The 22,575-nt window shown below is 47.7% G+C and carries 20 protein-coding genes; 14 read left to right on the top strand and 6 right to left on the bottom strand.

Annotated elements, in window-relative coordinates:
• From HDCHBGLK_RS00455 to HDCHBGLK_RS00445, 3 genes are read right to left on the bottom strand one after another with little or no spacing between them, the layout of a single operon-like run.
• Window positions 1-1,374 (bottom strand): [Fe-Fe] hydrogenase large subunit C-terminal domain-containing protein, encoded by a 1,374-nt coding sequence (locus tag HDCHBGLK_RS00455; protein ID WP_009249135.1) that lies wholly within the window; start codon window positions 1,372-1,374, stop codon window positions 1-3.
• A gap of 19 nt (window positions 1,375-1,393) precedes the next feature.
• Window positions 1,394-1,816: an ATP-binding protein gene (locus HDCHBGLK_RS00450; RefSeq protein WP_004608280.1), complete on the bottom strand. Its 423-nt coding sequence runs from the start codon at window positions 1,814-1,816 to the stop codon at window positions 1,394-1,396.
• Window positions 1,816-2,166, bottom strand: coding sequence for a DRTGG domain-containing protein (locus HDCHBGLK_RS00445; protein WP_004608281.1), 351 nt, complete (start codon window positions 2,164-2,166; stop codon window positions 1,816-1,818). The genes HDCHBGLK_RS00450 and HDCHBGLK_RS00445 overlap by 1 nt, the downstream gene beginning before the upstream one ends.
• A gap of 280 nt (window positions 2,167-2,446) precedes the next feature.
• On the opposite strand from HDCHBGLK_RS00445, the gene HDCHBGLK_RS00440 reads away from it, so the two are divergent.
• From HDCHBGLK_RS00440 to HDCHBGLK_RS00400, 9 genes are all read left to right on the top strand, one after another.
• Window positions 2,447-2,941, top strand: a complete 495-nt coding sequence (locus HDCHBGLK_RS00440) for an NADH-quinone oxidoreductase subunit NuoE family protein (protein ID WP_004608282.1) — start codon at window positions 2,447-2,449, stop codon at window positions 2,939-2,941.
• Between the two features lie 2 nt (window positions 2,942-2,943).
• Window positions 2,944-3,501, top strand: a complete 558-nt coding sequence (locus HDCHBGLK_RS00435) for an ATP-binding protein (protein ID WP_004608283.1) — start codon at window positions 2,944-2,946, stop codon at window positions 3,499-3,501.
• 26 nt (window positions 3,502-3,527) lie between these two features.
• A complete protein-coding gene (locus HDCHBGLK_RS00430; RefSeq protein WP_009249133.1) occupies window positions 3,528-3,902 on the top strand; it encodes a (2Fe-2S) ferredoxin domain-containing protein in 375 nt (124 codons plus the stop codon).
• A 19-nt stretch (window positions 3,903-3,921) separates the two neighbouring features.
• Complete coding sequence (nuoF, locus tag HDCHBGLK_RS00425) at window positions 3,922-5,709, top strand: NADH-quinone oxidoreductase subunit NuoF (protein ID WP_004608285.1); 1,788 nt, start codon at window positions 3,922-3,924, stop codon at window positions 5,707-5,709.
• A 15-nt stretch (window positions 5,710-5,724) separates the two neighbouring features.
• Entirely contained in the window at window positions 5,725-7,467 is a 1,743-nt protein-coding gene (locus HDCHBGLK_RS00420; RefSeq protein WP_039910021.1) for an NADH-dependent [FeFe] hydrogenase, group A6, read from the top strand.
• Window positions 7,468-7,693: 226 nt separating this feature from the next.
• Window positions 7,694-8,398 (top strand): helix-turn-helix domain-containing protein, encoded by a 705-nt coding sequence (locus HDCHBGLK_RS00415; RefSeq protein ID WP_004608287.1) that lies wholly within the window; start codon window positions 7,694-7,696, stop codon window positions 8,396-8,398.
• A gap of 170 nt (window positions 8,399-8,568) precedes the next feature.
• Window positions 8,569-8,820, top strand: coding sequence for a (2Fe-2S) ferredoxin domain-containing protein (locus HDCHBGLK_RS00410; RefSeq protein WP_039910023.1), 252 nt, complete (start codon window positions 8,569-8,571; stop codon window positions 8,818-8,820).
• Window positions 8,811-10,523, top strand: coding sequence for a [Fe-Fe] hydrogenase large subunit C-terminal domain-containing protein (locus tag HDCHBGLK_RS00405; RefSeq protein ID WP_039910025.1), 1,713 nt, complete (start codon window positions 8,811-8,813; stop codon window positions 10,521-10,523). Before HDCHBGLK_RS00410 ends, HDCHBGLK_RS00405 begins: the two co-directional genes overlap by 10 nt.
• A gap of 1 nt (window position 10,524) precedes the next feature.
• Window positions 10,525-11,697: a SpoIIE family protein phosphatase gene (locus HDCHBGLK_RS00400; protein WP_039910027.1), complete on the top strand. Its 1,173-nt coding sequence runs from the start codon at window positions 10,525-10,527 to the stop codon at window positions 11,695-11,697.
• Between the two features lie 330 nt (window positions 11,698-12,027).
• Here the strand turns inward: HDCHBGLK_RS00400 and aroA are convergent, their stop codons facing one another.
• Complete coding sequence (gene aroA, locus HDCHBGLK_RS00395) at window positions 12,028-13,335, bottom strand: 3-phosphoshikimate 1-carboxyvinyltransferase (RefSeq protein WP_004608291.1); 1,308 nt, start codon at window positions 13,333-13,335, stop codon at window positions 12,028-12,030.
• The gene (locus HDCHBGLK_RS00390; protein WP_004608292.1) at window positions 13,325-14,419 is read right to left on the bottom strand and encodes a prephenate dehydrogenase; all 1,095 of its coding nucleotides are present in this window, start codon (window positions 14,417-14,419) and stop codon (window positions 13,325-13,327) included. The genes aroA and HDCHBGLK_RS00390 overlap by 11 nt, the downstream gene beginning before the upstream one ends.
• Window positions 14,420-14,626: 207 nt before the next feature.
• On the opposite strand from HDCHBGLK_RS00390, the gene HDCHBGLK_RS00385 reads away from it, so the two are divergent.
• From HDCHBGLK_RS00385 to HDCHBGLK_RS00365, 5 genes are all read left to right on the top strand, one after another.
• Window positions 14,627-16,702, top strand: coding sequence for an elongation factor G (locus HDCHBGLK_RS00385; RefSeq protein WP_009249127.1), 2,076 nt, complete (start codon window positions 14,627-14,629; stop codon window positions 16,700-16,702).
• 111 nt (window positions 16,703-16,813) lie between these two features.
• A complete protein-coding gene (trkA, locus tag HDCHBGLK_RS00380) occupies window positions 16,814-18,172 on the top strand; it encodes a Trk system potassium transporter TrkA (RefSeq protein ID WP_004608294.1) in 1,359 nt (452 codons plus the stop codon).
• Window positions 18,173-18,190: 18 nt separating this feature from the next.
• Window positions 18,191-19,636, top strand: coding sequence for a TrkH family potassium uptake protein (locus HDCHBGLK_RS00375; protein WP_004608295.1), 1,446 nt, complete (start codon window positions 18,191-18,193; stop codon window positions 19,634-19,636).
• 8 nt (window positions 19,637-19,644) lie between these two features.
• Window positions 19,645-21,273 carry a hypothetical protein gene (locus HDCHBGLK_RS00370; protein ID WP_039910030.1) on the top strand — a complete coding sequence of 543 codons (1,629 nt, stop codon included), beginning with the start codon at window positions 19,645-19,647 and terminating at the stop codon, window positions 21,271-21,273.
• A complete protein-coding gene (locus HDCHBGLK_RS00365) occupies window positions 21,273-22,214 on the top strand; it encodes an AEC family transporter (RefSeq protein WP_004608297.1) in 942 nt (313 codons plus the stop codon). Before HDCHBGLK_RS00370 ends, HDCHBGLK_RS00365 begins: the two co-directional genes overlap by 1 nt.
• On the opposite strand, the gene HDCHBGLK_RS00360 is transcribed toward HDCHBGLK_RS00365, so the two are convergent.
• Entirely contained in the window at window positions 22,209-22,391 is a 183-nt protein-coding gene (locus tag HDCHBGLK_RS00360; RefSeq protein ID WP_004608298.1) for a hypothetical protein, read from the bottom strand. The genes HDCHBGLK_RS00365 and HDCHBGLK_RS00360 overlap by 6 nt on opposite strands.
• Window positions 22,392-22,575: the final 184 nt, after the last annotated feature.

Below are 22,575 nucleotides of genomic sequence, written 5' to 3'. Positions count from 1 at the left end.
TCATCGCTCCTTTTTATCCAGTTCTGTTGTAAGCCTCTCTGTATAATCCTCCAGAATCCTTACCGACTCGTCATTGTTGCCACAGCTTAGGTTCAGCGAGCGGGTGAGGAATGAGATCTCCTTGGAGAGCGTGTTGATATACTCATGGAAGGCATAGATGCAGTCGGTTCTTGTAGCCTCTCCGCGTACGATGTCCTCTGCCAGAGCGCGGCAGGTAGGGGCTCCGCAGGAGCCGCAGTCAAGTCCGGGCAGCTGCTCCGTCAGTTCCTCGATAAGACCCATCATCTCCAGGCTTTCCCGGAAGGAATGGCCGAGGCGGAATACAGGCTCATATTCTACGAAGTTGTTCCAGTGGTAATCAATATCATCAAAATTGCTGGCATGAGTCTGGGCCACTGGAAGATATCTGTGCAGTTTCTTGGATTTGGCGGTGGCAACATAGGGATTCTCTACAGTGAGAGGACCTCCCACGCATCCGCCGTTGCAGGCATTCAACTCTACGAATTTTAAGCCATGGAACTTTTCATCCTCCAGATCCCCAAGAACGCGAAGCGCGCTCATGATGCCGTCGCAGGCCAGGTAATTATCGGTGATCAGTCCTGCGGATTCTCCGCCGGCATTGCTCCAGCCGATTCCGATGCGACCAGACGCGGCCAGAGGCTTAAGCTTGCTCTCATCGTGAGTCATATGCTCCAGAAGAATGGGATAAACCTCTTTTATGGCAAGCACTTTGTCAATCTGGCTTTTTTCAATTCCCAGAGGGGATTTGACGTAGGTCACCTTTGACGGGCATGGAGATATAAAGAATATGCCGATATCTTCGGACTTTAGACCCGTCTTTTCAATCGCCCTTTTCCGGGCTATTTCAGCCGCCACTTCTACCGGGGGCTTCAGGGGAAGCAGCCGCGGTATCAGCGTAGGATACTTGACGCGGATAATTCTTACGATGGTAGGACAGGCCGTGCTGATAAAAGGCGCTTCGTCCCGATGCTCGCTGATGTAGGCGCGGGACGCCTCCGATACCAGTTCGGCAGCCGCGCTGACTTCAAACACATCGTCAAACCCCATGGACAGCAGTGCGTTTAAGACGATGTCCACGTTGGTCAGATTGTTGAACTGCGTATAGAGAGAAGGGGCGGGCAGGGCAACCGTATACTTGTAATTGCGGATCTCTTCAATGGAATCATAGATGGCAATCTTCGCGTGATGCGGGCAATAGCGCAGGCAGCGGCCGCAGTCAACGCAGAATTCCGGCGTGATCTTAGCCTTCCCGTTATGTACCCGTATGGCCTGGGTCGGACAGTATTTAATGCAGTTTATACAGCCGATGCAGGCATCTTCGTCTAGTTTTACTGAATGAATGAATTTGTCCAAGCTTCTCCCTCCCTGCTGTCTATAAATGAACATCCATGGTCACGGTAGTGCCGACGCCAATGGTGGTTTCAATGTTCATATAGTCGGAATATTTTTTCATGTTCGGCAATCCCATCCCTGCGCCAAAGCCTAATGCGCGCACTTCTTCAGGGGCAGTGGAATAGCCTTTCTCCATTGCCTTGTCAATATCTGCGATACCTGGGCCGGTATCAGCAAGAATCATCCGTATGCTGTCGTGGGATATCTCGACGGTAATGGTTCCGCCGTTGGCATGGATTACCATATTGATCTCGCCTTCATACATGGCAATGGCCATTTTTCGTATCACATTGTTATCTACACCCATGACTTTTAGTTTGTTCTTTACATCGCTGCTGGCTTCGCCGGCACGTGTAAAATCGTCGCCTGATATGTCGTAATGTAAGATTAGGTTTTCACCCATTAAATATTTGCACCTCCAAGTAGTCCATTGCTGTATAGTATGCCGCAAGTCGTAAACATGCCTCGCGCCGTGCATAAGATGACAATTCCTTTTTCTTCCGCAAGCGCCAGGATACTCTGATTCGGAATCTTATTTCTTACAAATATGATACAGACAATATCAAGCATCTCCGCCGTCCTCACCACCTGGGGATTGCAAAGGCCGGTAATCAAGGCAGAATGCTCGTCAGCATAGGCCAGAACGTCACTCATCATGTCTGAAGAAAACGCGTAATTCACTTCATCATCCAAGGTGTCTTCGCCATACAGCACATCTGCCTCTAATAAGGCTTTTATTCTTCCGATTGTCATAAATACCTCCTGCGTATTAATAGACTTATTTTTATAAGTATATCATTCAGATAAGTGAAAATCAACTGCGGTTGTATAATATTACTAAAAAACCGAGAAAAATATTGTACATTTTTTAACATAATGATAGTGAAATATCAAACGCAACTGTCTGAAAGTTAACAAAATTGACAAGAAAAAACTATAGATTTTTGTATTTTTGTATGATAGAATGAATAAGTAATTCAACGCGAATGTACCAAATTGTCACCAAAAAAGATAGTAAAGGGAGGTAAAAACAATGCTTTCTAAAAAATCTACAGTTCAGTTCAATGGGACGAAAGAGCAAGAAAAAGAACTGTTAGAAGTAATCCATGAACTGAAAGATGAGAAAGGTTCCCTGATGCCTATTCTGCAAAGGGCCCAGGACATCTATGGCTATCTGCCGATTGAAGTTCAGAAAATCATTTCTAATGAAACCGGAATTCCACTGGAAAAGATCTATGGAGTTGTCACCTTTTATTCCCAGTTTAACCTAAATCCAAAGGGACGCTACCGTATATCTGTCTGTCTTGGCACGGCTTGTTATGTAAAGGGCTCGGGAGATATCTATAACAAGCTGATGGAAAAATTAGGAATCGTGGGAGGGGAATGTACGCCGGACGGCAAGTTCTCGCTGGATGCCTGCCGCTGCGTAGGCGCCTGTGGACTTGCTCCTGTTATGATGGTTAATGATGAAGTGTATGGCCGGCTTACCGTGGATGATATCGATGATATTCTGGCCAAATATGAATAGATATGATGCCAGAAATCTCATTGAATATATTGGATGTGGCGGAGAATTCCATACGGGCGGGAGCCGGTTACATAGAGATTGACGTGATTGCCGACAGCCAAAAGGACACCTTGGAGATTATGATCAGGGATGACGGATGCGGGATGGATGAGGAGCAGGTTAGAAGAGTGACCGATCCGTTTTATACGACCAGAACCACCAGAAGGGTAGGACTTGGAATTCCCTTTTTTAAGCAGGCAGCGGAGAGCACGGGAGGGAGTTTCCAGATTGCGTCCCGTGTAAACGAAGGAACCTGCGTGAAGGCGGTTTTTGGATTGTCCCATATTGACAGGATGCCGCTCGGGGATATTAATTCTACGATGTTTACGCTGATCGTATTCAATGAACAGATTGATTTCCATTATAGATATGCATATGACGAGAAGGAATTTACGCTTGACACGAAGCAGATGAAGGAACTGTTGGGCGGGATGTCATTTAAAGAAGCCGAGGTATCCCGGTTTATCCGGGAATATCTGGAAGATAACAAGGCAGAAGTAGATGACGGAAGAACATTATAATTATCAGACTAAAAGGGAGGATGTATATGAAATCTCTGGAAGAATTAAAAGCAATAAGAGAAAAGAACCAAAGCAAGGTTGGAGTTCGTTCTGAGAGCGAGACACAGACCAGAGTCGTTGTCGGCATGGCTACCTGCGGAATCGCAAGCGGCGCAAGGCCTGTTCTTGCCGCTCTTTCAGAAGCGGTACAGAATGAATTCCTGACAGACAAGATCAGCGTTACGCCTACCGGATGCATCGGCCTTTGCCAATATGAGCCGATCGTAGAAGTATTGGAGCCGGGAAAAGATAAAGTAACTTATGTGAAGATGACGCCTGAAAAAGCAATGGAAGTATTTAACCTCCACCTGAAACAGGGACAGGTCGTTACCAAGTATACATTAAGCGCTGAGCAGAAATAAGCAAAGGAGGTATAAGACTATGTATCGTTCGCACGTTTTGGTTTGCGGTGGAACAGGATGTACTTCCTCAGGCAGCCAGAAGATTAGAGAGAAATTAGAAGCAGAGATTAAAAAAAATGGGCTGGAGAATGAGGTCGGCGTTGTCAAGACCGGATGTTTTGGATTGTGCGCCTTAGGCCCGATTATGATCGTGTATCCGGAAGGATCCTTTTATGCAATGGTAAAGGAAGAGGATATTCCGGAAATCGTAGAAGAGCATCTGTTAAAGGGCAGGGTTGTAACCCGGCTCCTGTATGAGGATACGGTTAAGAATGAAAAGGTGCTTCCTCTTCAGGAGACCCAGTTTTATAAGAAGCAGCACAGAGTCGCGCTTCGCAACTGCGGCGTGATCAATCCGGAGAATATCGAGGAATATATCGGTACGCGCGGATATGAAGCGCTTGGCACGGTTCTTACCACGATGAAGCCGGAAGAGGTTATCCAAGTGATTCTGGACAGCGGACTTCGCGGTCGTGGCGGGGCAGGATTCCCTACTGGCCTGAAGTGGAAATTTGCGGCGGCAAACGAGGCAGATCAGAAGTATGTCTGCTGCAACGCTGACGAGGGCGACCCGGGAGCGTTCATGGACCGTTCCGTACTGGAAGGCGATCCTCATGTCGTACTGGAAGCAATGGCGATCGCAGGATATGCGATCGGCGCGTCCCAGGGATATATCTATGTTCGTGCAGAGTATCCAATCGCGGTGGAACGTCTGAAGATCGCGATCGGTCAGGCCAGAGAGTATGGACTGCTGGGAAAGAATATTTTTGAATCCGGATTTGATTTTGATATTGATATCCGTCTTGGAGCAGGCGCATTCGTATGCGGCGAGGAGACCGCGCTTATGACTTCTATCGAAGGAAACAGAGGAGAACCAAGACCGCGTCCTCCATTCCCGGCGCTTAAGGGACTGTTCCAGAAGCCTACGATCCTGAATAACGTAGAGACGCTGGCAAATATTCCTCAGATCATCCTGAATGGGCCGGAGTGGTTCTCTTCCATGGGAACAGAGAAGTCCAAGGGAACAAAAGTATTTGCCCTGGGCGGCAAGGTTAAGAATACAGGACTCGTAGAGATTCCAATGGGAACAACTCTTCGGGAGATCGTAGAAGAGATTGGCGGAGGGATCCCCAATGGCAAGAAATTCAAGGCGGCGCAGACCGGCGGACCATCCGGCGGATGTATCCCGGCAGAGCATTTTGATGTGCCGATCGACTATGACAACCTGATCGCCATAGGCTCTATGATGGGCTCCGGCGGATTGATCGTAATGGATGAAGATACCTGTATGGTTGATATTGCCAAGTTCTTCCTGGAGTTTACGGTTGACGAGTCTTGCGGCAAGTGCGCTCCATGCCGTATCGGTACAAGGCGCATGCTGGAGATCTTAGAGAAGATCACCAACGGGCAGGGCACGATGGAAGATTTAGATAAGCTGGAAGATCTGGCCGCGCATCTGAAGTCTAATTCCCTGTGCGCCCTTGGACAGACAGCTCCAAACCCGGTACTTTCAACCTTGCGTTACTTTAAAGACGAGTACATAGCTCATATTGTCGACAAGAAATGTCCGGCAGGCGTCTGCAAGGCACTTCTTTCCTACAAGATTGACGCAGATAAATGTAAAGGATGTACATTGTGTGCAAGAACCTGTCCGAATGATGCAATCACAGGCGCTGTCAAAGAGCCTCATGTCATCAATCAGGATAAGTGCGTTAAGTGCGGGGCTTGTATGGAAAAATGTCGTTTTGGTGCTATTTACAAAGAGTAATGGAGGATGGAGACTATGGAAAATATTAATCTTAAAATTAATGGACTTGATGTATCAGCTCCTGCAGGTTCTACTATCCTTGAAGCGGCACACCTGGCAGGAATCAAGATACCAACCTTATGTTTTTTAAAAGAAATCAATGAAATCGGCGCTTGCCGTATGTGCGTGGTTGAAGTGAAAGGAGCCAGGAATCTGGTAGCCGCTTGCGTACATCCGATCAATGAAGGGATGGAGGTATACACCAATACACCGCAACTGATCAAAGCCAGAAAGAAGACCTTGCAGCTGCTTCTTTCTAATCATGATAAGAAATGCCTTTCCTGCGTAAGAAGCGGGAACTGCGAGCTGCAGCAGCTTTGCCGGGAGTACGGAGTTGATGATGAGAACTTCTTTGAAGGCAAAGTAAATCATTATGAACTGGATACTTCTGCGGCACATATGGTTCGTGATAACAACAAGTGTATCTTATGCCGCCGCTGTGTCGCGGTCTGTGAAAAGGTACAGGGAATCGGCGTTATCGGCACCAACAACCGCGGATTCAGCACAATGATCGGCTCCGCATTCGAGATGGGGCTGGGCGAGACCAGCTGCGTATCCTGCGGACAGTGCATCGCAGTCTGTCCTACAGGCGCACTATATGAGAAGGACTACACCCAGAAGATTCTGGATGCCATTGCAGATCCGGATAAATATGTAGTGGTTCAGACCGCTCCTTCCGTCCGCGCAGGACTTGGAGAGGAATTCGGATATCCGATGGGTACGGATGTGGAAGGCAAGATGGCAGCCGCGCTGCGAAGAGTTGGTTTCGATAAGATATTCGATACAGACTGGGCAGCCGACCTTACTATCATGGAAGAGGCTACGGAACTCTTAGACAGAATTAAGAATGGCGGCGTGCTTCCGATGATCACGTCCTGTTCTCCGGGATGGATTAAGTATTGCGAGCATTATTTCCCGGATATGACAGAGAATCTGTCTACCTGCAAGTCTCCGCAGCAGATGTTCGGCGCGATGCTGAAGACTTATTTTGCTGAGAAGGAAGGCATCGATCCTAAGAAGATCGTATCGGTCAGCGTCATGCCATGTACTGCCAAGAAGTTCGAGATTGGCAGGGATGACCAGGATGCCGCGGGAGTGCCGGATGTTGACATAGCCATTACGACCAGAGAACTGGCAAGACTGATCAGGCGCTGTGGCATCGACTTTACCGTCCTTCCGGATGAGAAGTTCGATGATCCGATGGGCGAGTCCACAGGAGCGGCCGTAATCTTTGGCGCTACTGGCGGAGTTATGGAAGCAGCCCTTCGTACCGCAGTGGAAGTGCTGACGGGCGAAGAACTGGCGAACCTGGATTTCACGGATGTCCGTGGCACCCAGGGCGTAAAAGAGGCTACATACAATGTTGCGGGCATGGATGTAAAGGTGGCAGTGGCATCCGGGCTTGGCAATGCAAGAACGCTGCTTAACAAAGTAAAATCCGGCGAGGCAGACTACAAGTTCATCGAGATCATGGGATGCCCGGGCGGATGCGTCAACGGAGGCGGACAGCCGCAGGTATCCGGCGATGTAAGGAACTTTACGGATGTAAGAGGAATCCGTGCAAGCGTGCTGTATCAGAATGATTCGGCTAAGCCGATCCGCAAGTCCCATGAGAATCCGGCAATCAAGAAACTATATGAAGAGTATCTTGGCGAGCCAGGAAGCCATAAGGCGCATGAGACCCTGCATACGAGTTATGTGAAGCGGACGATCAATTGATTTGGTGATGACATAATCTCATATAAAATGAGGCGGCCTACGATTTCGGTTGTAGGCCGCCTCCCTTTGTGGCAGAGACTCCTAAAATATGATAAAATTAGGGATGTCAACCGAAAGTTTAAGTTATTTTCCGCAAAAGCAACAAGGACTTTATAGAGGTTGCGCTGATGATATGCTATCTTTTTATTACAATCGATTGGAATATAAATGAAACGGAGAGAAAAATATGGCAGCATTTTCAGAGAATTTACAGTTTTACAGGAAGAAAGCGGATATGACCCAGGAGGAACTGGCTGAGCGGATGGAAGTATCCAGGCAGACGATTTCAAAATGGGAATCAGGAGCAACCTATCCGGAGATGGAGAAGATATTGCAGCTGTGCGAGATGTTCCGATGCGATATGGATACGCTGATCAGAGGCGATGCGACGGAGTCTTTTGCAGAAGATAATGCACAATATGACCAGCATAAGAATGAGTTCAGCAAGGCGGTAGCCTTTGGCGTAGGTTTTATACTGCTTGGCGTGACGATATACGAATTCCTGATGGGGATCCGAGTCAGCGAAAGTTATGCAAATATGCTGTTTCTTATCATGTGCGTGGTATCCGTCCTGCTATTCGTGGTTCACGGGTTGAAAGATGAGGAATTTCGGAGAAGATATCCGGTGATAGAAAATGTATATACGACAGAAGAAATTGATAAGTTTCATAAAAAATATATTAATGTTGTTGCTGTGGCGATTGGACTGATACTGTGCGGTGTGATCTATGAAGGATTTGTGGAGGAAATGCAGCTGCCTGCCCGGTTTGAGGAAGACATTTTCTTCTTTCTGCTGGGTTTTGTAGGAAATTATTGGAACATCAGTTGGATCGCATTTCCTGTGGGAGGGCTCCTATGCGGTATTGTCAGCATTATTCTGGCAAAGGAATAGGATATGCCTGAAGGTAAAGTGGAATCTGTAAGTGAAAGTATAAGTGAAAATTATAAATCAAAAACCTGAGTAGAAATCATAAGCAGAAATAAACATTTCCCGAGATTGCGCCTTAATCTGTGTGATGTTATAATGGAAGAAGTAACTATGTGCGGATTAAGGAGGACATTATGAAGGTTCTGATATGCATTGGAAGTTCCTGCCATGTGAGGGGCTCCAAGGATGTTATTGAGACATTTACCAGGCTTACGAAGGAACACAGAGATGTAGCGGATATCGAGCTTAGCGGCTCATTCTGCATGGGCGCCTGCTCCAAAGGCGTCAGTGTGAAGATCAGGGAGAATATTTACCATGTAAAGCCGGGGGATGCGGAAGATTTCTTCCATGAGGTCATATTGAAGGAGGCGGGAAAGTGCGAGTAATAGATTTTAAGGATGCGAGCTGCAGGCATTGCTATAAATGCGTGCGAAACTGTGAAGTGAAAGCCATTTCCGTCCAAAACGAGCAGGCTCATATTATGAAGGACCACTGCATCAACTGCGGCCATTGCCTGGAAGTATGTCCTCAGAATGCAAAGACATTTGCCAGCGACATGGATCGGGTGAAGCGGTATCTGAAGCAGGGAGTGAAGACGATTATATCCATCGCCCCTTCCTATCTTGGCGTGCTGGAATACGACAAGCCGGGCCAGATCGTGGATGCCCTGAAGCAGCTGGGCTTCTATGAGGTGCGGGAGACGGCCGAGGGCGCCGCGCTGGTGACCAGAGAGTATTGGAAACTTCTAAAAGATGGCCAGATGGACAACATCATCACGACCTGCTGTCCCAGCGTCAATGATCTGATTGAGAAGTATTATCCATCCCTGGTACCTATGATGGCGCCGGTGGTATCTCCTATGATTGCCCATGGCCGGCTCATCAAGGATATTTACGGACCGGATGTGAAGGTGGTATTCCTAGGGCCTTGTATTGCCAAGAAAGAAGAGGCAATCGGGGATGAAAGAGTACAGGGGGCAATCGATGCTATCCTGACGTTTGAAGAGATCGTGAAATGGTGGAAGGCAAAAGGCATAGATGTCCACCAGTGCCAGAACCTTCCTATGGGGAATCCAAGCCCTAAGGTTAATCAGCTCTACCCAATCAGCGGGGGGATTATTAAGTCTGTGCGTGCAAGTTCAGTGGAGGACAATTACTATAAAATACATATTGATGGGCTGAAAGCCTGTATGGAACTTTTTGAAGAACTGGAAAAAGGCGGGATCCAGAACTGCTTCTTCGAGGTCAATGTCTGCGAGGGCGGATGCATCAAGGGACCAGCCTCTGATAAATGGCAGCAGTCCCTGGTACGGGCCAAGATGGATCTGGAAGACCAGGTCGCATATCAGGAAGAGGCGCAAGGCATTGAGGGACGAGATATCGAACTTCAGAAGACATTTAAGGATCGACGCGTCCATGACCGCACGCCTTCAGACACGGAGATGGAGCAGATTCTTCATGCGATGGGCAAATATACAAAAGAGGACGAACTGAACTGCGGCGCCTGCGGATATCCGACTTGCCGGGACAAAGCGACAGCAGTGTACCAGAAGAAAGCCGAGATTGGCATGTGCCTGCCTTATGCGGTGGCGCAGGCGGAATCAATGTCCAACATCGTTATGGATGTGACGCCCAGCATGATCATGATCGTTGACAAGGATATGCGAATACGGGAATGCAACAAAAAAGCCCGGGAGATGCTTGGAGTGTCCAGGGAAGAAGCACTGGAGCGGTATATTTTCGAATTTTTGGACGACAAGGATATTGCGGAAGTCCTGAATACCAGACAGCAGATCGTTCACAAGAAACTGAACCTGGAGACCATGAAACTGACGGTGGTAGAGAGCATCATTTATATAGAAAGCCTGGAATCCGTACTGGTGACGTACCAGGATATCACCAGGGAAGAGAAGGCCAAAGAACAGCACTATAACCTGAAGATGGAGACGGTAGAGATGGCGCAGAAGGTCATTGACAAGCAGATGATGGTGGCGCAGGAAATCGCCGGCCTTCTGGGAGAGACGACTGCAGAGACCAAAGTGACCCTGTCAAAACTGAGGGATTCAATTCTGTTTGAAGAGGAAGATTGATATGAGTGTAAGTGTAGATATATCCTGGAAAAGCCTGAACAAGCATCATGAAGAACTCTGTGGAGACAAGGTAGAGGTCCTTAAGAAGGACGATTCTGAGATTATTATACTGGCGGATGGAATGGGAAGCGGCGTAAAGGCCAATATTCTGGCCACCTTGACATCCAAGATCCTGGGAACCATGTTTTTGGAGGGGGCATCCATAGAAGCCTGCGTAGAGACAATCGCCAAGACGCTTCCAGTGTGCAAGGTACGGGAAGTAGCCTATGCCACCTTCAGCATTCTTCAGATTTTTCACAACGGGGAGGCGTATCTGGCAGAATTTGACAATCCAAAATGTGTGTTTGTGCGGGATGGCGAGATCGTGGATTATCCTTATGAGGAGAGGGTGATTGAGGACAAGACCATCCGGGAGTATCGTTTTCAGGTAAAACTTAAGGACTGTTTCGTACTTATGAGCGACGGCGTCATCTATGCGGGGGTCGGAGAACTTCTGAATTTTGGCTGGACCTGGGAAAGTATGGCAGAATACACCTTGAAGTGTACGAAGGAGACTCTGTCAGCATCCCGGCTGGCCGCCATGCTGAGCCAAGCCTGTGATGACCTGTACGGGCAGAAGCCCGGGGACGATACCACGGTTGCTGTCGCGAGAGTCATAGAACGGCGCATTCTCAACATATTTACGGGACCTCCTACTCACAAGGAGGACGACGAGCGGGTGGTCCGGGACTTCATGAATCAAGAGGGCAAGAAGGTCGTCTGCGGAGGGACCAGTGCGAACATCACTGCCAGGGTGCTGAAAAAAGAGATCATCACGTCCCTGAATTATGCGGATCCAAGCGTTCCTCCTACGGCAAGCATCGAAGGCCTGGATTTGGTGACAGAAGGCGTGCTGACTATTGGAAAAGCGATGGGGCTGCTTAGACGTTACGAGAATGATGATTTTGACGAGGCATTCTTTGATGAACTGGATGCCGATAATGGTGCATCCAAACTGGCCAAACTGATAATCGAGGAATGCACGGAACTAAATCTGTTCGTGGGAAAGGCTATGAACACGGCCCATCAGAACTCCAACCTGCCATTCGACCTGAGCGTCAGGATGAATCTGGTGGAACAATTGCGGGAATGCGTAGAACACCTGGGAAAAACCGTAAGAGTAACGTATTATTGACACGTAACACTTTTCACTTTGACACGTAACATTTTTCAAAAATGTTACGTGTTCACTTTGTTAAACTGGTGTGTAAAATTGATATAACCCCTGTGTAAAAATGTAAAATGTCCTGCGTTAAACTTTATGAATTCAATAAATTAAACGAAAAGGCAACTAATCCAAAAGAAAAATAAATATGCTTGGATTATTTACCTTTTCGTATTCTATATGCATTCTGCGCACCAGTTTTTTCACTTTTACGCAGGGCTTTTTTTAATTATACACACCAGTTATGAAGGTTTGGCACGTAACACTTTTTAAAAGTGTTACGTGTCAAAGTTAAAACTGTTACGTGTCACTTCTTATTCTTTCTACCGCCTCGAAAAATTCTGGATAGGACACATCTACGTACTGACTATCCTCGATAACGGTTTCCCCTTTGGCGGTCAGGCCGGCGATGGCGAATGCCATGGCGATACGGTGATCCATATGGCTTTGAATCCGGGCGCCAGAGAGTGGGGAACCTCCTTCGATGATCATGCCGTCGGCGGTAGGGGTTATGTTACAGCCCATAGCCTTAAGGTTTTCGGTGACTGTAGCGATCCGGTTGGTTTCCTTTACCTTCAGTTCGGCAGCATCCTTGATGACGGTTGTGCCTTCTGCATGGGCAGCCATAACTGCGAGGATGGGGATCTCATCGATCAAGGCAGGGATGATGTCCCCTTCTATCGTTGCGCCTTTCAGATCGCTGGAGCGGACCAGGATGTCCGCGCGTCCTTCGCCCCCCAGGAAGGTCTCGTTTACACGGGTAATATCTGCCCCCATTGCCTTGCATACGTCAAGGAATCCGGCTCTTGTGAAATTGGTGCCTACGTTCTTGACCAGCAGCTCGGAGCCCGGGACCAGAAGGCCTGCAGCGATAAAGTATGCTGCAGATGAGATGTCGCCGGGAACAAAAATTTGCTGCCCGTATAATTCGTCGCAGGCGTGAACGTAAGCGGTGGCGCTGCCGTCCGGATGCATAGCGGCGGATACGCTGGCGCCAAAACTTTGTAGCATGAGTTCCGTATGGTTCCTGGACAGCGCCGGCTCAGTCACGGAAGTCTCTCCATCTCCGTAGAGCCCCGCGAGAAGGATGGCAGACTTGACCTGAGCAGAGGCTACCGGAGACTGATAGACAATGCTGTGAAGATGGCCCGGCTCAATCTTAAGCGGAGCGCAGCCGTTGTCTTTGATACTGGTAATATGGGCCCCCATACTGTTCAAGGGCTTCATGATGCGCGCCATTGGGCGCTGGTTTAAGGAATCATCCCCATTCAGGACGCAGGAGAAGTCCTGCCCGGCCAGGATGCCGGACATCAGCCGCGTTGTGGTGCCGCTGTTTCCAACATCCAGTATCCCATCAGGCGCAGTCAGGCCATACAGGCCTTTCCCGTGTACCAGGATGCTGGAGGGGCGGCAATCAATGTCGATGCCCATTTTGCGAAAGCATTTGATGGTAGCAAGACAGTCTGCCCCGGTTAGGAAATTGGTGATCTCCGTGGTTCCCTGGGCAATTGCCCCCAGCATGATGCTGCGGTGGGAGATAGACTTATCGCCGGGAACCGTGATTTCTCCTTTTAATTTCTTTGCCTTGGCTATAGTTCTAACGCTCATAAACGATATACCTGAATTTCTGCAGTAATTCTGCGGCCCGTTTTGAAGAGCCTTCATCATAGAATTCAATACGCAGAACCCCTTCTTCAAATTCTCTGTTATGTACAATCCCGATATTCTTGATATTCAGATTGTTGGACGCAAGTATTGTCGCGATGGCGGCAATTCCGCCGGCCTCGTCTATAATGTCGCAGTATACGGCGAAGGCCTTCTTGATCGGTCCGGCTGAAGAGCCGGGGATAGAATTGCGGTAATTCCTGGAACTGTCGAACAGGGAATAGAGTCCCTGCTCATCCTCCTGATCGATCAATTCCTTTGCTTTGCCAAGAGCCTGTATATATGCATCCAGGATCCGGGAGATATTCTCCTTATTCTTGAGGCAGATATGCTGCCACATGGTAGGCGAAGATGAAGCGATCCGTGTGATATCCTTAAATCCTCCGGCAGCCAGGTTCTTCATCAGTTCGTCCTTTGTATCCGTGTCTCTGACAAAATTCACCAGACTGGACGCGATGATATGGGGGAGGTGGCTGATGGTTCCGGTAACCTGGTCATGTTCCTGATAGTCTAATATAATAGGGATAGCCCGCAGATCACGGACAAAATTTACATAGTTATCTATCTTTTCCCGGGGTACTTTGCTGGTAGGAGTAAGCACATAGTAGGCATTTTCAATCAGCATGGCCTTTGCGTTGCTATAGCCGCTTTTCTCGGAACCAGCCATGGGATGGCCGCCGATGAAATATGGCTCGATTCCAAGTGCTTCCACCTCCCGGTGGATATTTGTCTTAACGCTTCCTACATCGGTAAGAATGCAGCCATCGTGCAGATATCCTTTGATCTGCTTTAGGTAAGCCGTATTATAGGAAACAGGCGCGCACAGGAATATGTAACTGCAATGGTGGAAGTTATCGTCAATGGTTGTTGCGGCTACGTCTATGATGGATTCCTGAGTCGCTAAAGCCAGAGTTTCTTTATTCTTGTCAAAGGCTACGATCTCGTAATCGGGATAATACTGGCGGATTGCCTTTGCTATTGAGCCGCCGATCAGGCCCAGGCCGATAAAGCCGATTTTAAGTTTCATGTTAGTCCTCCTTTGCTGTGTCCAACTTATTTTACTCTGTCTGAGCCGGGTTTGTCAATGCTATAACGCTTTAAAGCGAAAAAGTATTTAGAGTTGCGCGGTAAATCAAACAATGTATTGTAAATAATGTATAAAAGAGTTGTAATAAAGAGTTTTTTTTAGTACAATATATACATGAGATTTTACCAATATAAGGAGGCAGCAGATATGAAGGTTTACAGAACGGATGAGATTAGAAACGTTGTCCTTTTAGGACATGGGGGATGCGGGAAGACAAGTCTTGTAGAGGCTATGGCTTATGTATCAGGAGCGACCAATCGTATGGGCAAAATCACAGATGGCAATACGATTAGTGATTTCGATAAAGAGGAACAGAAACGTGAATTCTCTATCAGCACGGCCTTAGTCCCGATCGAATGGGAGAAGGCAAAGATTAACGTGCTGGATACGCCGGGATATTTTGACTTTGTAGGAGAGGTAGAAGAGGCAGTCAGCGCGGCGGACGCGGCGGTGATCGTTGTATCCGGCAAGGCAGGCGTGGAAGTAGGAACGGAAAAAGCGTGGGAGTTATGCGACAAATATAACCTGCCGCGCATGATATACGTAACAGAGATGGATGTGGACGACGCAAGCTTCCGTCAGGTAGTGCAGGATCTTACAGACAGATATGGCAAGGTGATCGCGCCTCACTTCCAGCCGATCCGCGAGAATGAAAAACTGGTTGGATACGTCAATGTTATCAAGAATGCCGGCAGACGCTACACGGGCATCGGGCAGAGAGAGGAATGCGAAATTCCGGATTACTGCAAGCCAAATCTGGAGATTTACCGCGAGAAGCTGCTGGAGGCAGTGGCAGAGACCAGCGATGACTTTATGGAAAGATATTTTGCTGGAGAAGAATTCTCCGTAGAAGAGATCCGCTCTGCAATGCGTACGGAAGTCATGGATGGAAGCATCGTTCCGGTGGCAATGGGATCCAATATCCAGGCGCAGGGAGTTGCCAATCTCCTGTCTGATATCGTTCGATTCTTTCCAAGTCCGGAATACAGAGAGTGTGCAGGCATCAACCGGAAGACAAACGAGATCTTCGAGGCGAATTATGACTTTGCAAAGGCAAAATCCGCATACGTATTCAAGACGATGGTTGACCCATTTATTGGAAAGTATTCCTTCATTAAAGTGTGTTCAGGCGTTTTAAAAGGCGAGGATACGCTTTACAATCCGGATACTGATACGGAAGAGAAGCTTGGCAAGATCTATACGATGATTGGAAATAAGCCGGTAGAAGTAAGCGAATTATTTGCAGGAGACATCGGAGCCATAGCAAAACTCTCCAATACTAAGACGGGCGATACGCTCTCCGCAAAAGGCACGCCAGTCTTATATGGAAGGACGGAGTATTCAAAGCCATATACATATATGAAGTACATTGTAAAGAACAAAGGGGATGAGGACAAGGTATCCCAGGCGCTTCAGAAGATGATGGCAGAAGACGTTACGTTAAGGGCGGTAAATGACAGCGAGAACCGCCAGACCCTGCTCTATGGCATGGGAGACCAGCATCTGGAGATTGTAGCGAGCAAGCTGGCTGCCAGATTCAAATGCGAGATCACGCTGGACACTCCAAGAGTAGCCTTCCGTGAGACGATCAAGAAGAAATCCGATGTGGATACCAAGTATAAGAAACAGTCCGGCGGACATGGACAGTACGGTCATGTAAAGATGAAATTCGAGCCATCCGGAGATCTGGAGAGCCCTTATGTATTTGAAGAAGTCGTTGTAGGCGGAGCCGTTCCGAAGAACTACTTCCCGGCAGTTGAGAAAGGCCTTCAGGACTCTGTCCAGAAGGGACCTCTTGCAGGATATCCGGTAGTCGGAGTCAAGGCAATCCTTTATGACGGATCTTACCATCCGGTTGACTCTTCAGAAATGGCATTTAAGACGGCTACGATCCAGGCATTTAAGAAGGGATTTATGGAAGCAGGGCCTGTACTTCTGGAGCCAATCGCATCCATCAAAGTCGTAGTGCCGGAAGACTATACCGGAGACGTCATGGGCGATCTGAACAAGCGCCGCGGACGCGTGCTTGGAATGAATCCGATTGCAGGCGGATACCAGGAGATTGTCGCAGACATTCCAATGACCGGATTGTTCGGCTATTGCACCATCCTTCGCTCCATGACAGGAGGAAGAGGAACATATTCTTATGAATTCGCCCGTTATGAGCAGGCTCCTTCTGATGTCCAGGAAGCGGAAATCGCAAAAAGAGCAGCAGAAGAATAAGGAACATATTATTTAGAAGAAAAGCCCGGAAGGGCTTTTTTTCTTAAAGCAAAAGTGCTATAATCTCTTTGCTATGCAAAAAACAGATGAGGATAGTATGAGGAACAGGAAATGAAAATAGTGATTATTGGCGACGGCAAAGTCGGCCATAAACTGACGACGCAATTGTCGGAAGAAGATTATGACATTGTATTGATTGACCAGAATGAAGGAAAGTTAAAGGAGGCATTAAACCAGCTGGATATTTTCTGCATTACCGGCAATGGCGCGGATGTAAACGTCCAAAAGCAGGCAGATGTCCCGCATGCGGATCTTGTGATCGCATGCGCTTCTACCGATGAGCTGAATATGCTCAGCTGCCTTCTGGCAAAGAGGCTTGGAGCAAAGCATACCATAGCCAGGGTGCGCAACCCCGTCTATTATCGTCAGATAGATATATTAAAAGAGGATTTGCACCTGAGTATGGCGGTTAACCCGGAACTGGCGGCTGCCAATGAGATTTTAAGAGTGCTGCTTTTCCCAGAGACAAGCAAGGTAGAGACATTTATGAAGGGAAGAGTGGAACTGGTAGAATTCAACCTTAGAGACGAAAGTCCTCTTACAGGCCTGTCCCTGGCCGAAGTATACCAGAAATTCCAGATTAAGATCCTGGTATGCGCTGTAAAAAGAGGCGGACAAGTGTATATTCCGGATGGAGACTTTGTCCTCCAGAAAGGTGACAAGATGCATATTGCCGCGGCCCATCAGGATTTGGAGACATTCTTCCGGTCTTTGGGACGCAGGAATGCCAGAGTGAAGAAGGTGCTGATTTGCGGAGGCGGTCATGTGTGCTTCTATCTTGCGGCCCAGCTGCTTCAGGTTGGCATGCAGGTGAAGATCATCGAATCCAGGCAGGAACGCTGCGAGCAGCTTTGCGAGGTACTTCCAAAGGCCACGATCATCCACGGAGACGCTGCGGACCATGACCTTTTGATGGAAGAAGGGATCGGAGAGGCCGATGCGGTGATCGCATTGACTGGAATGGATGAAGAGAATATCATCATGTCTCTCTTTGCAAAGACGCAAGGGGTAAATAAGATCGTTGCCAAGGTAAACGAAGATTCCAGAGCTCAGATGGTGGAGGGACTTGGGATCGACAGCATCGTGTCGGCAAAGAGTGCAACGGCAGATGCGATCATGAGTTATGTAAGAGCCAGGAATAATTCCTACAGCAGCGCAAATGTGGAAACCATGTACCGGCTGTTGGGCGGAAAGGTGGAAGCAGTAGAGTTTATTATTAAAAAGGAATGCAAATTTACCAATGTTCCGCTTAAGGATCTGCCTACCAAGGCGAATTATCTGATTGCCTGTATCGGACGGAAACGAAAGGTTATTATTCCAAATGGCGAGGATCATCTGGAAGTCGGAGACAGCGTAATCGTGATTACCAAAGATCATATCATCAATGAATTCAGCGATATACTCGCATAGGGAGACGGAATGTAGATTATGAATACGAAAATGATACGATACATACTGGCCAAAATGCTGGGGGTAGAGGCAATCCTGCTGCTGCTCCCTGCTCTTGTTTCTTTGATTTATGGAGAATTCAGCGGGGTATACTTTCTAATACCTTCCGGCATACTGATAGTGATCTATCTGCTGGTAGGAATGAAGAAGCCTGAGAAGAGAACCATATATGGAAAAGAGGGGATGGTGATCGTCGCCAGCGCCTGGATCTTATGGTCATTATTTGGAGCCCTGCCATTTACTATTTCAGGAAGCATTCCGAGTTATCTGGATGCATTCTTTGAAACGGTATCCGGCTTCACAACGACAGGGTCCTCCATTCTTACGGATGTAGAAGCCCTGCCGCAGGGTATGCTGTTCTGGAGAAGTTTTACCCATTGGATCGGCGGTATGGGCGTGCTTGTGTTTGTCATGGTGCTGACAACCCTGGATAAAAAGAATTCCATGTATCTGATGCGGGCGGAGGTTCCGGGACCGGAAAAGGATAAGCTGGTGCCAAGGACCATGTCTACTGCCAGAATACTATATGGCATGTACCTGGGCCTGACGCTGATTGAAGTCATCCTGCTTCTGCTTGGCGGAATGAATATGTTCGACAGCCTGATCCATGCATTTGGAACAGCCGGAACAGGGGGCTTCTCCAATTATGCGGCCAGCGTAGGCCATTTTGACAGCGCTTATATAGATGGCGTGATCTCTATCTTTATGATTTTGTTCGGAGTCAACTTTAACCTGTATTTCTTCCTGCTGATCAGGGATTTTAAGCCGGTATGGAAGAATGAAGAACTCCGGGCATACTTAGGAATCATCCTTGCAGCGGTGGCGGTGATCACCCTGAATATCAGCGGCCAGTATCCAAACCCGCTGAAGGCGTTCCGCTACGCCTTATTCCAGGTGGCATCCATCATCACCACGACGGGATATGCGACGGCAGACTATAACGCCTGGCCGATGCTGTCCCAGTGCATCTTGCTGATGCTAATGGTGATAGGCGCCTGTGCGTCTTCTACGGGAGGCGGCATCAAGGTATCCAGATTCCTGATGGTATTGAAATGCATCAAGCGTGAGATTAAGCAGATGGTGCATCCAAAGTCTATCAGCATTATCAGGGTAAATGACAAGAAGATGGGAGCGGATGTCCTCAGAAGCCTGTATGTCTATCTGATGGCATATGCTGGCATTGTCGTTGGATCGGTGCTTATCGTCTCGATTGACAATCTGGACTTTGGCACCACATTCAGTTCTGTATTGGCAACATTAAACAATATTGGCCCTGGAATCGCGGATGTCGGCCCGGTGGGAAGTTTTGCAGAGTTTTCACCGCTGTCTAAGATCGTGTTCTGCTTTGACATGTTGGCAGGACGTCTGGAGATCTTCCCATTCCTGATGTTGTTTACGGCTTCCGCATGGAACAGGAAATTTTAGGAGGTATTATGAAAGGAAAAAGAAAGTTACTAATTGCAATCGTGGTCATATTGGCAGCAGGACTATACTACTATATTGCTTTGCCCGCATTCAACATCCACTCTTCCGACACCTGGTTTTTTATTATATTTTTGCTGGTGATGGTGGCAGTCATTTACGCGGTCCGCAAGAAAATTGGAAAGGCCGAACTGCGTACAAGCAAGACAATGAAGTTTTTTGGCTTTGCAATCCTGGGATTAGGAATCATCTATCTGGCTGGATCCTTATTGTCTTCCCCAATCGTCAATGCCAAGAAATACCAGAAGCTGATGAAAGTAGAAGAAGGAGAATTTACGGAAGATATAGAAGAACTTTCTTTTGATAAGATTCCGCTTCTTGATAAAGATACCGCGGAAATTCTTGGTGACCGCAAGATGGGCAGCATGGTGGATATGGTGTCCCAGTTTGAGGCGGACGACATCTACAGCCAGATTAACTATCAGGGCAATCCGGTTCGGGTATCTCCATTAAAGTACGCAAACCTGATCAAATGGTTTACCAACCGTTCCAATGGAATCCCCGCTTATATCAGGATTAACATGGCCACCCAGTCTACAGAACTAGTAAAACTGGATGAAGGCATAAAATATACCACCAGCGAGCATCTGAACCGGAATATCTACCGTCATCTCCGTTTTGCGCATCCTACGTATATTTATGGAGAACTGAGTTTTGAGATTGATGAAAAGGGCGTTCCATACTGGATCGCTCCTGTGAAAAAATACAATATCGGCCTTTTCGGAGGAGAGACGGTGGGCAAAGTAGTGCTTTGCAATGCCATTACCGGAGAGACGAAGACTTATGACATCAAAGACGTTCCCCAGTGGGTGGACCGGGCGTATTCCGCAGACCTGCTGGTACAGTTGTTTGATTATTATGGAACCTTGAAGCATGGCTTTTTCAACAGTATTTTGAGCCAGAAGGACTGTCTTAAGACCACGGACGGATACAACTATCTTGCCCAGGATGATGACGTATGGATGTACACGGGCGTAACTTCCGTTAATGGCGACCAGTCAAATGTAGGATTTGTCTTAGCCAATCAAAGGACCATGGAGACGAAGTACTATAAGGTAGAAGGAGCAACGGAGGCTTCCGCCATGTCCTCTGCAGAAGGCCAGGTGCAGAACCTGAAGTACACGGCCACCTTCCCGCTGCTGCTCAATATATCGGATGAGCCGACATATTTTATCGCACTCAAGGATGATTCGGGCCTCGTAAAGAAATACGCGATGGTGAATGTACAGAAATACCAGATTGTCGCAATCGGCGACAGCGTAAGCCAATGCGAGGAAAATTATCTGGAACTGTTGTTCAGCAATGGCGTGAAAGAAGTGGAAAAGGACACCAGGGAAGTCAAGACGATTACCGGAAAGATTACCAAGATTGCCCAGGGAGTCATAGAGGGAACCTCTCATTATTACCTCATGCTGGAGAATTCAGAAGACATCTTTGATGCATCCGTAGTAGATTTTATCGATGTAGTTAGATGCGAGCCAGGGCAGGAAGTAACGATAGAGTACAAAGAGGATAAAAAGGCAAACCTTGTTATGTCTCTGGAATTTGACGGAATAGTAGACAAGGAAGAAAAAGAGTAATGGAAATAAGTATGTTATTAGCAGAACAGATTATGGCGATGTTCCTGACGATGGCGGTAGGTTACGCCGTCGTCAAGATTGGCCTGTTTCGGACGGAAGACAGCAAGGTCCTGTCGAATATGGTCGTCTACATCTGCTCGCCTTGTATTATTGTAAATTCATTTCAGATCGAATTGACCAAGGATAAGGTACAGGGACTGTTGATAGCGATCGTTGTGGCGGCTGGTGTTCATGCCGCCATGATTATTTTAACAAAAGTCCTGGAGAGGCCGCTGCACTTCAACAGCATTGAAAAGGCCTCGATCATATATTCCAATTCGGGATTTCTGGTGATTCCCCTGGTAGCATCCGTCCTGGGACAGGAGTGGGTGTTCTACACCACAGCATTCATCGTGGTGCAGACCGTCCTTCTGTGGACCCACGGCCGGGGTCTGGTAAGCCAGGAGGCACAAAGAGATTATAAGAAGATCATACTGAATCCGAATATAATCGCAATGCTGATAGGAGGATTCCTGTTTGCCACGCAGATAAAATTCCCGGTGGTAATTGGCAGCTGCGTCAGCAGTTTCGGAAATATGATCAGCCCGGCCAGCATGCTGGTTATCGGCATGGTGATCGGCAACGTGGATCTTCGCTGGGTATTCAGGCAGAAGAGACCCTATCTTATCAGTTTTATTCGTTTGATCGCAATTCCGGCGCTGGCTACTATTGCATTCGTGTTCATAGGCCAAATATGGCTTCATAAAGATGCCGAATATATATTGATGGTAGTCCTGCTGTGCACATCGGCGCCTGTAGCCACTATGATTACGCAGATGGCGCAGATCTATGACAAAGATGCCCGTTATGCCAGCGTGATCAACGTCATGTCCGTAATCTTCTGTATTGCGACCATGCCTCTGATGATTATGTTCTATGAGTTTTTATACCGCCATCTATAAGTCTTTGTTGTATTCTTCGATCTTATCAAGGACTCTCTGTTTGGAGTCGCCTTCCAGCGGAGTCGGACAATAGTCATTATATCCGCTGGCAGAGGACAGGGAACAGGGAATCATATGGATGTCATCGTTCTTTTGAACCACTCCCTTTTTAAACGTAGATGTCTGCTGGAAGATCATCGTATCCTTATCTTCCGGGTTGGAATTGCCTCCAAAGCAGAACTTTCCAAGACTGTAGGCGATATATTTGTCTTTATACTTCTCATACAGAAAAAAGAGCGCACAGCATCAGCCGAAGCCTGTTTCTTTTTTGTTCTTTGATTCCACTCATTTTCTCATACCGTAAAAGGGCAGCCCATCACTG

It is taken from the genome of [Clostridium] scindens ATCC 35704 (assembly GCF_004295125.1).
GTDB lineage: Bacteria > Bacillota > Clostridia > Lachnospirales > Lachnospiraceae > Clostridium_AP > Clostridium_AP scindens.
The sequence above is the reverse complement of the archived record's forward strand: the minus strand, read 5'-3'. Positions and strand labels throughout refer to the sequence as shown.

Bases quoted from the DNA above. Each gene is read 5' to 3' on its own strand.
- HDCHBGLK_RS00370 (WP_039910030.1), top strand. From the start codon at position 19,645: ATGAAAGGAAAAAGAAAGTTACTAATTGCAATCGTGGTCATATTGGCA.
- HDCHBGLK_RS00390 (WP_004608292.1), bottom strand. From the start codon at position 14,419: ATGAAACTTAAAATCGGCTTTATCGGCCTGGGCCTGATCGGCGGCTCA.
- HDCHBGLK_RS00375 (WP_004608295.1), top strand. From the start codon at position 18,191: ATGAATACGAAAATGATACGATACATACTGGCCAAAATGCTGGGGGTA.
- HDCHBGLK_RS00430 (WP_009249133.1), top strand. From the start codon at position 3,528: ATGAAATCTCTGGAAGAATTAAAAGCAATAAGAGAAAAGAACCAAAGC.
- nuoF (WP_004608285.1), top strand. From the start codon at position 3,922: ATGTATCGTTCGCACGTTTTGGTTTGCGGTGGAACAGGATGTACTTCC.
- HDCHBGLK_RS00365 (WP_004608297.1), top strand. From the start codon at position 21,273: ATGGAAATAAGTATGTTATTAGCAGAACAGATTATGGCGATGTTCCTG.
- HDCHBGLK_RS00435 (WP_004608283.1), top strand. From the start codon at position 2,944: ATGATGCCAGAAATCTCATTGAATATATTGGATGTGGCGGAGAATTCC.
- HDCHBGLK_RS00410 (WP_039910023.1), top strand. From the start codon at position 8,569: ATGAAGGTTCTGATATGCATTGGAAGTTCCTGCCATGTGAGGGGCTCC.
- HDCHBGLK_RS00360 (WP_004608298.1), bottom strand. From the start codon at position 22,391: ATGATCTTCCAGCAGACATCTACGTTTAAAAAGGGAGTGGTTCAAAAG.
- aroA (WP_004608291.1), bottom strand. From the start codon at position 13,335: ATGAGCGTTAGAACTATAGCCAAGGCAAAGAAATTAAAAGGAGAAATC.
- trkA (WP_004608294.1), top strand. From the start codon at position 16,814: ATGAAAATAGTGATTATTGGCGACGGCAAAGTCGGCCATAAACTGACG.
- HDCHBGLK_RS00450 (WP_004608280.1), bottom strand. From the start codon at position 1,816: ATGGGTGAAAACCTAATCTTACATTACGACATATCAGGCGACGATTTT.
- HDCHBGLK_RS00385 (WP_009249127.1), top strand. From the start codon at position 14,627: ATGAAGGTTTACAGAACGGATGAGATTAGAAACGTTGTCCTTTTAGGA.
- HDCHBGLK_RS00420 (WP_039910021.1), top strand. From the start codon at position 5,725: ATGGAAAATATTAATCTTAAAATTAATGGACTTGATGTATCAGCTCCT.
- HDCHBGLK_RS00400 (WP_039910027.1), top strand. From the start codon at position 10,525: ATGAGTGTAAGTGTAGATATATCCTGGAAAAGCCTGAACAAGCATCAT.
- HDCHBGLK_RS00440 (WP_004608282.1), top strand. From the start codon at position 2,447: ATGCTTTCTAAAAAATCTACAGTTCAGTTCAATGGGACGAAAGAGCAA.
- HDCHBGLK_RS00415 (WP_004608287.1), top strand. From the start codon at position 7,694: ATGGCAGCATTTTCAGAGAATTTACAGTTTTACAGGAAGAAAGCGGAT.
- HDCHBGLK_RS00445 (WP_004608281.1), bottom strand. From the start codon at position 2,166: ATGACAATCGGAAGAATAAAAGCCTTATTAGAGGCAGATGTGCTGTAT.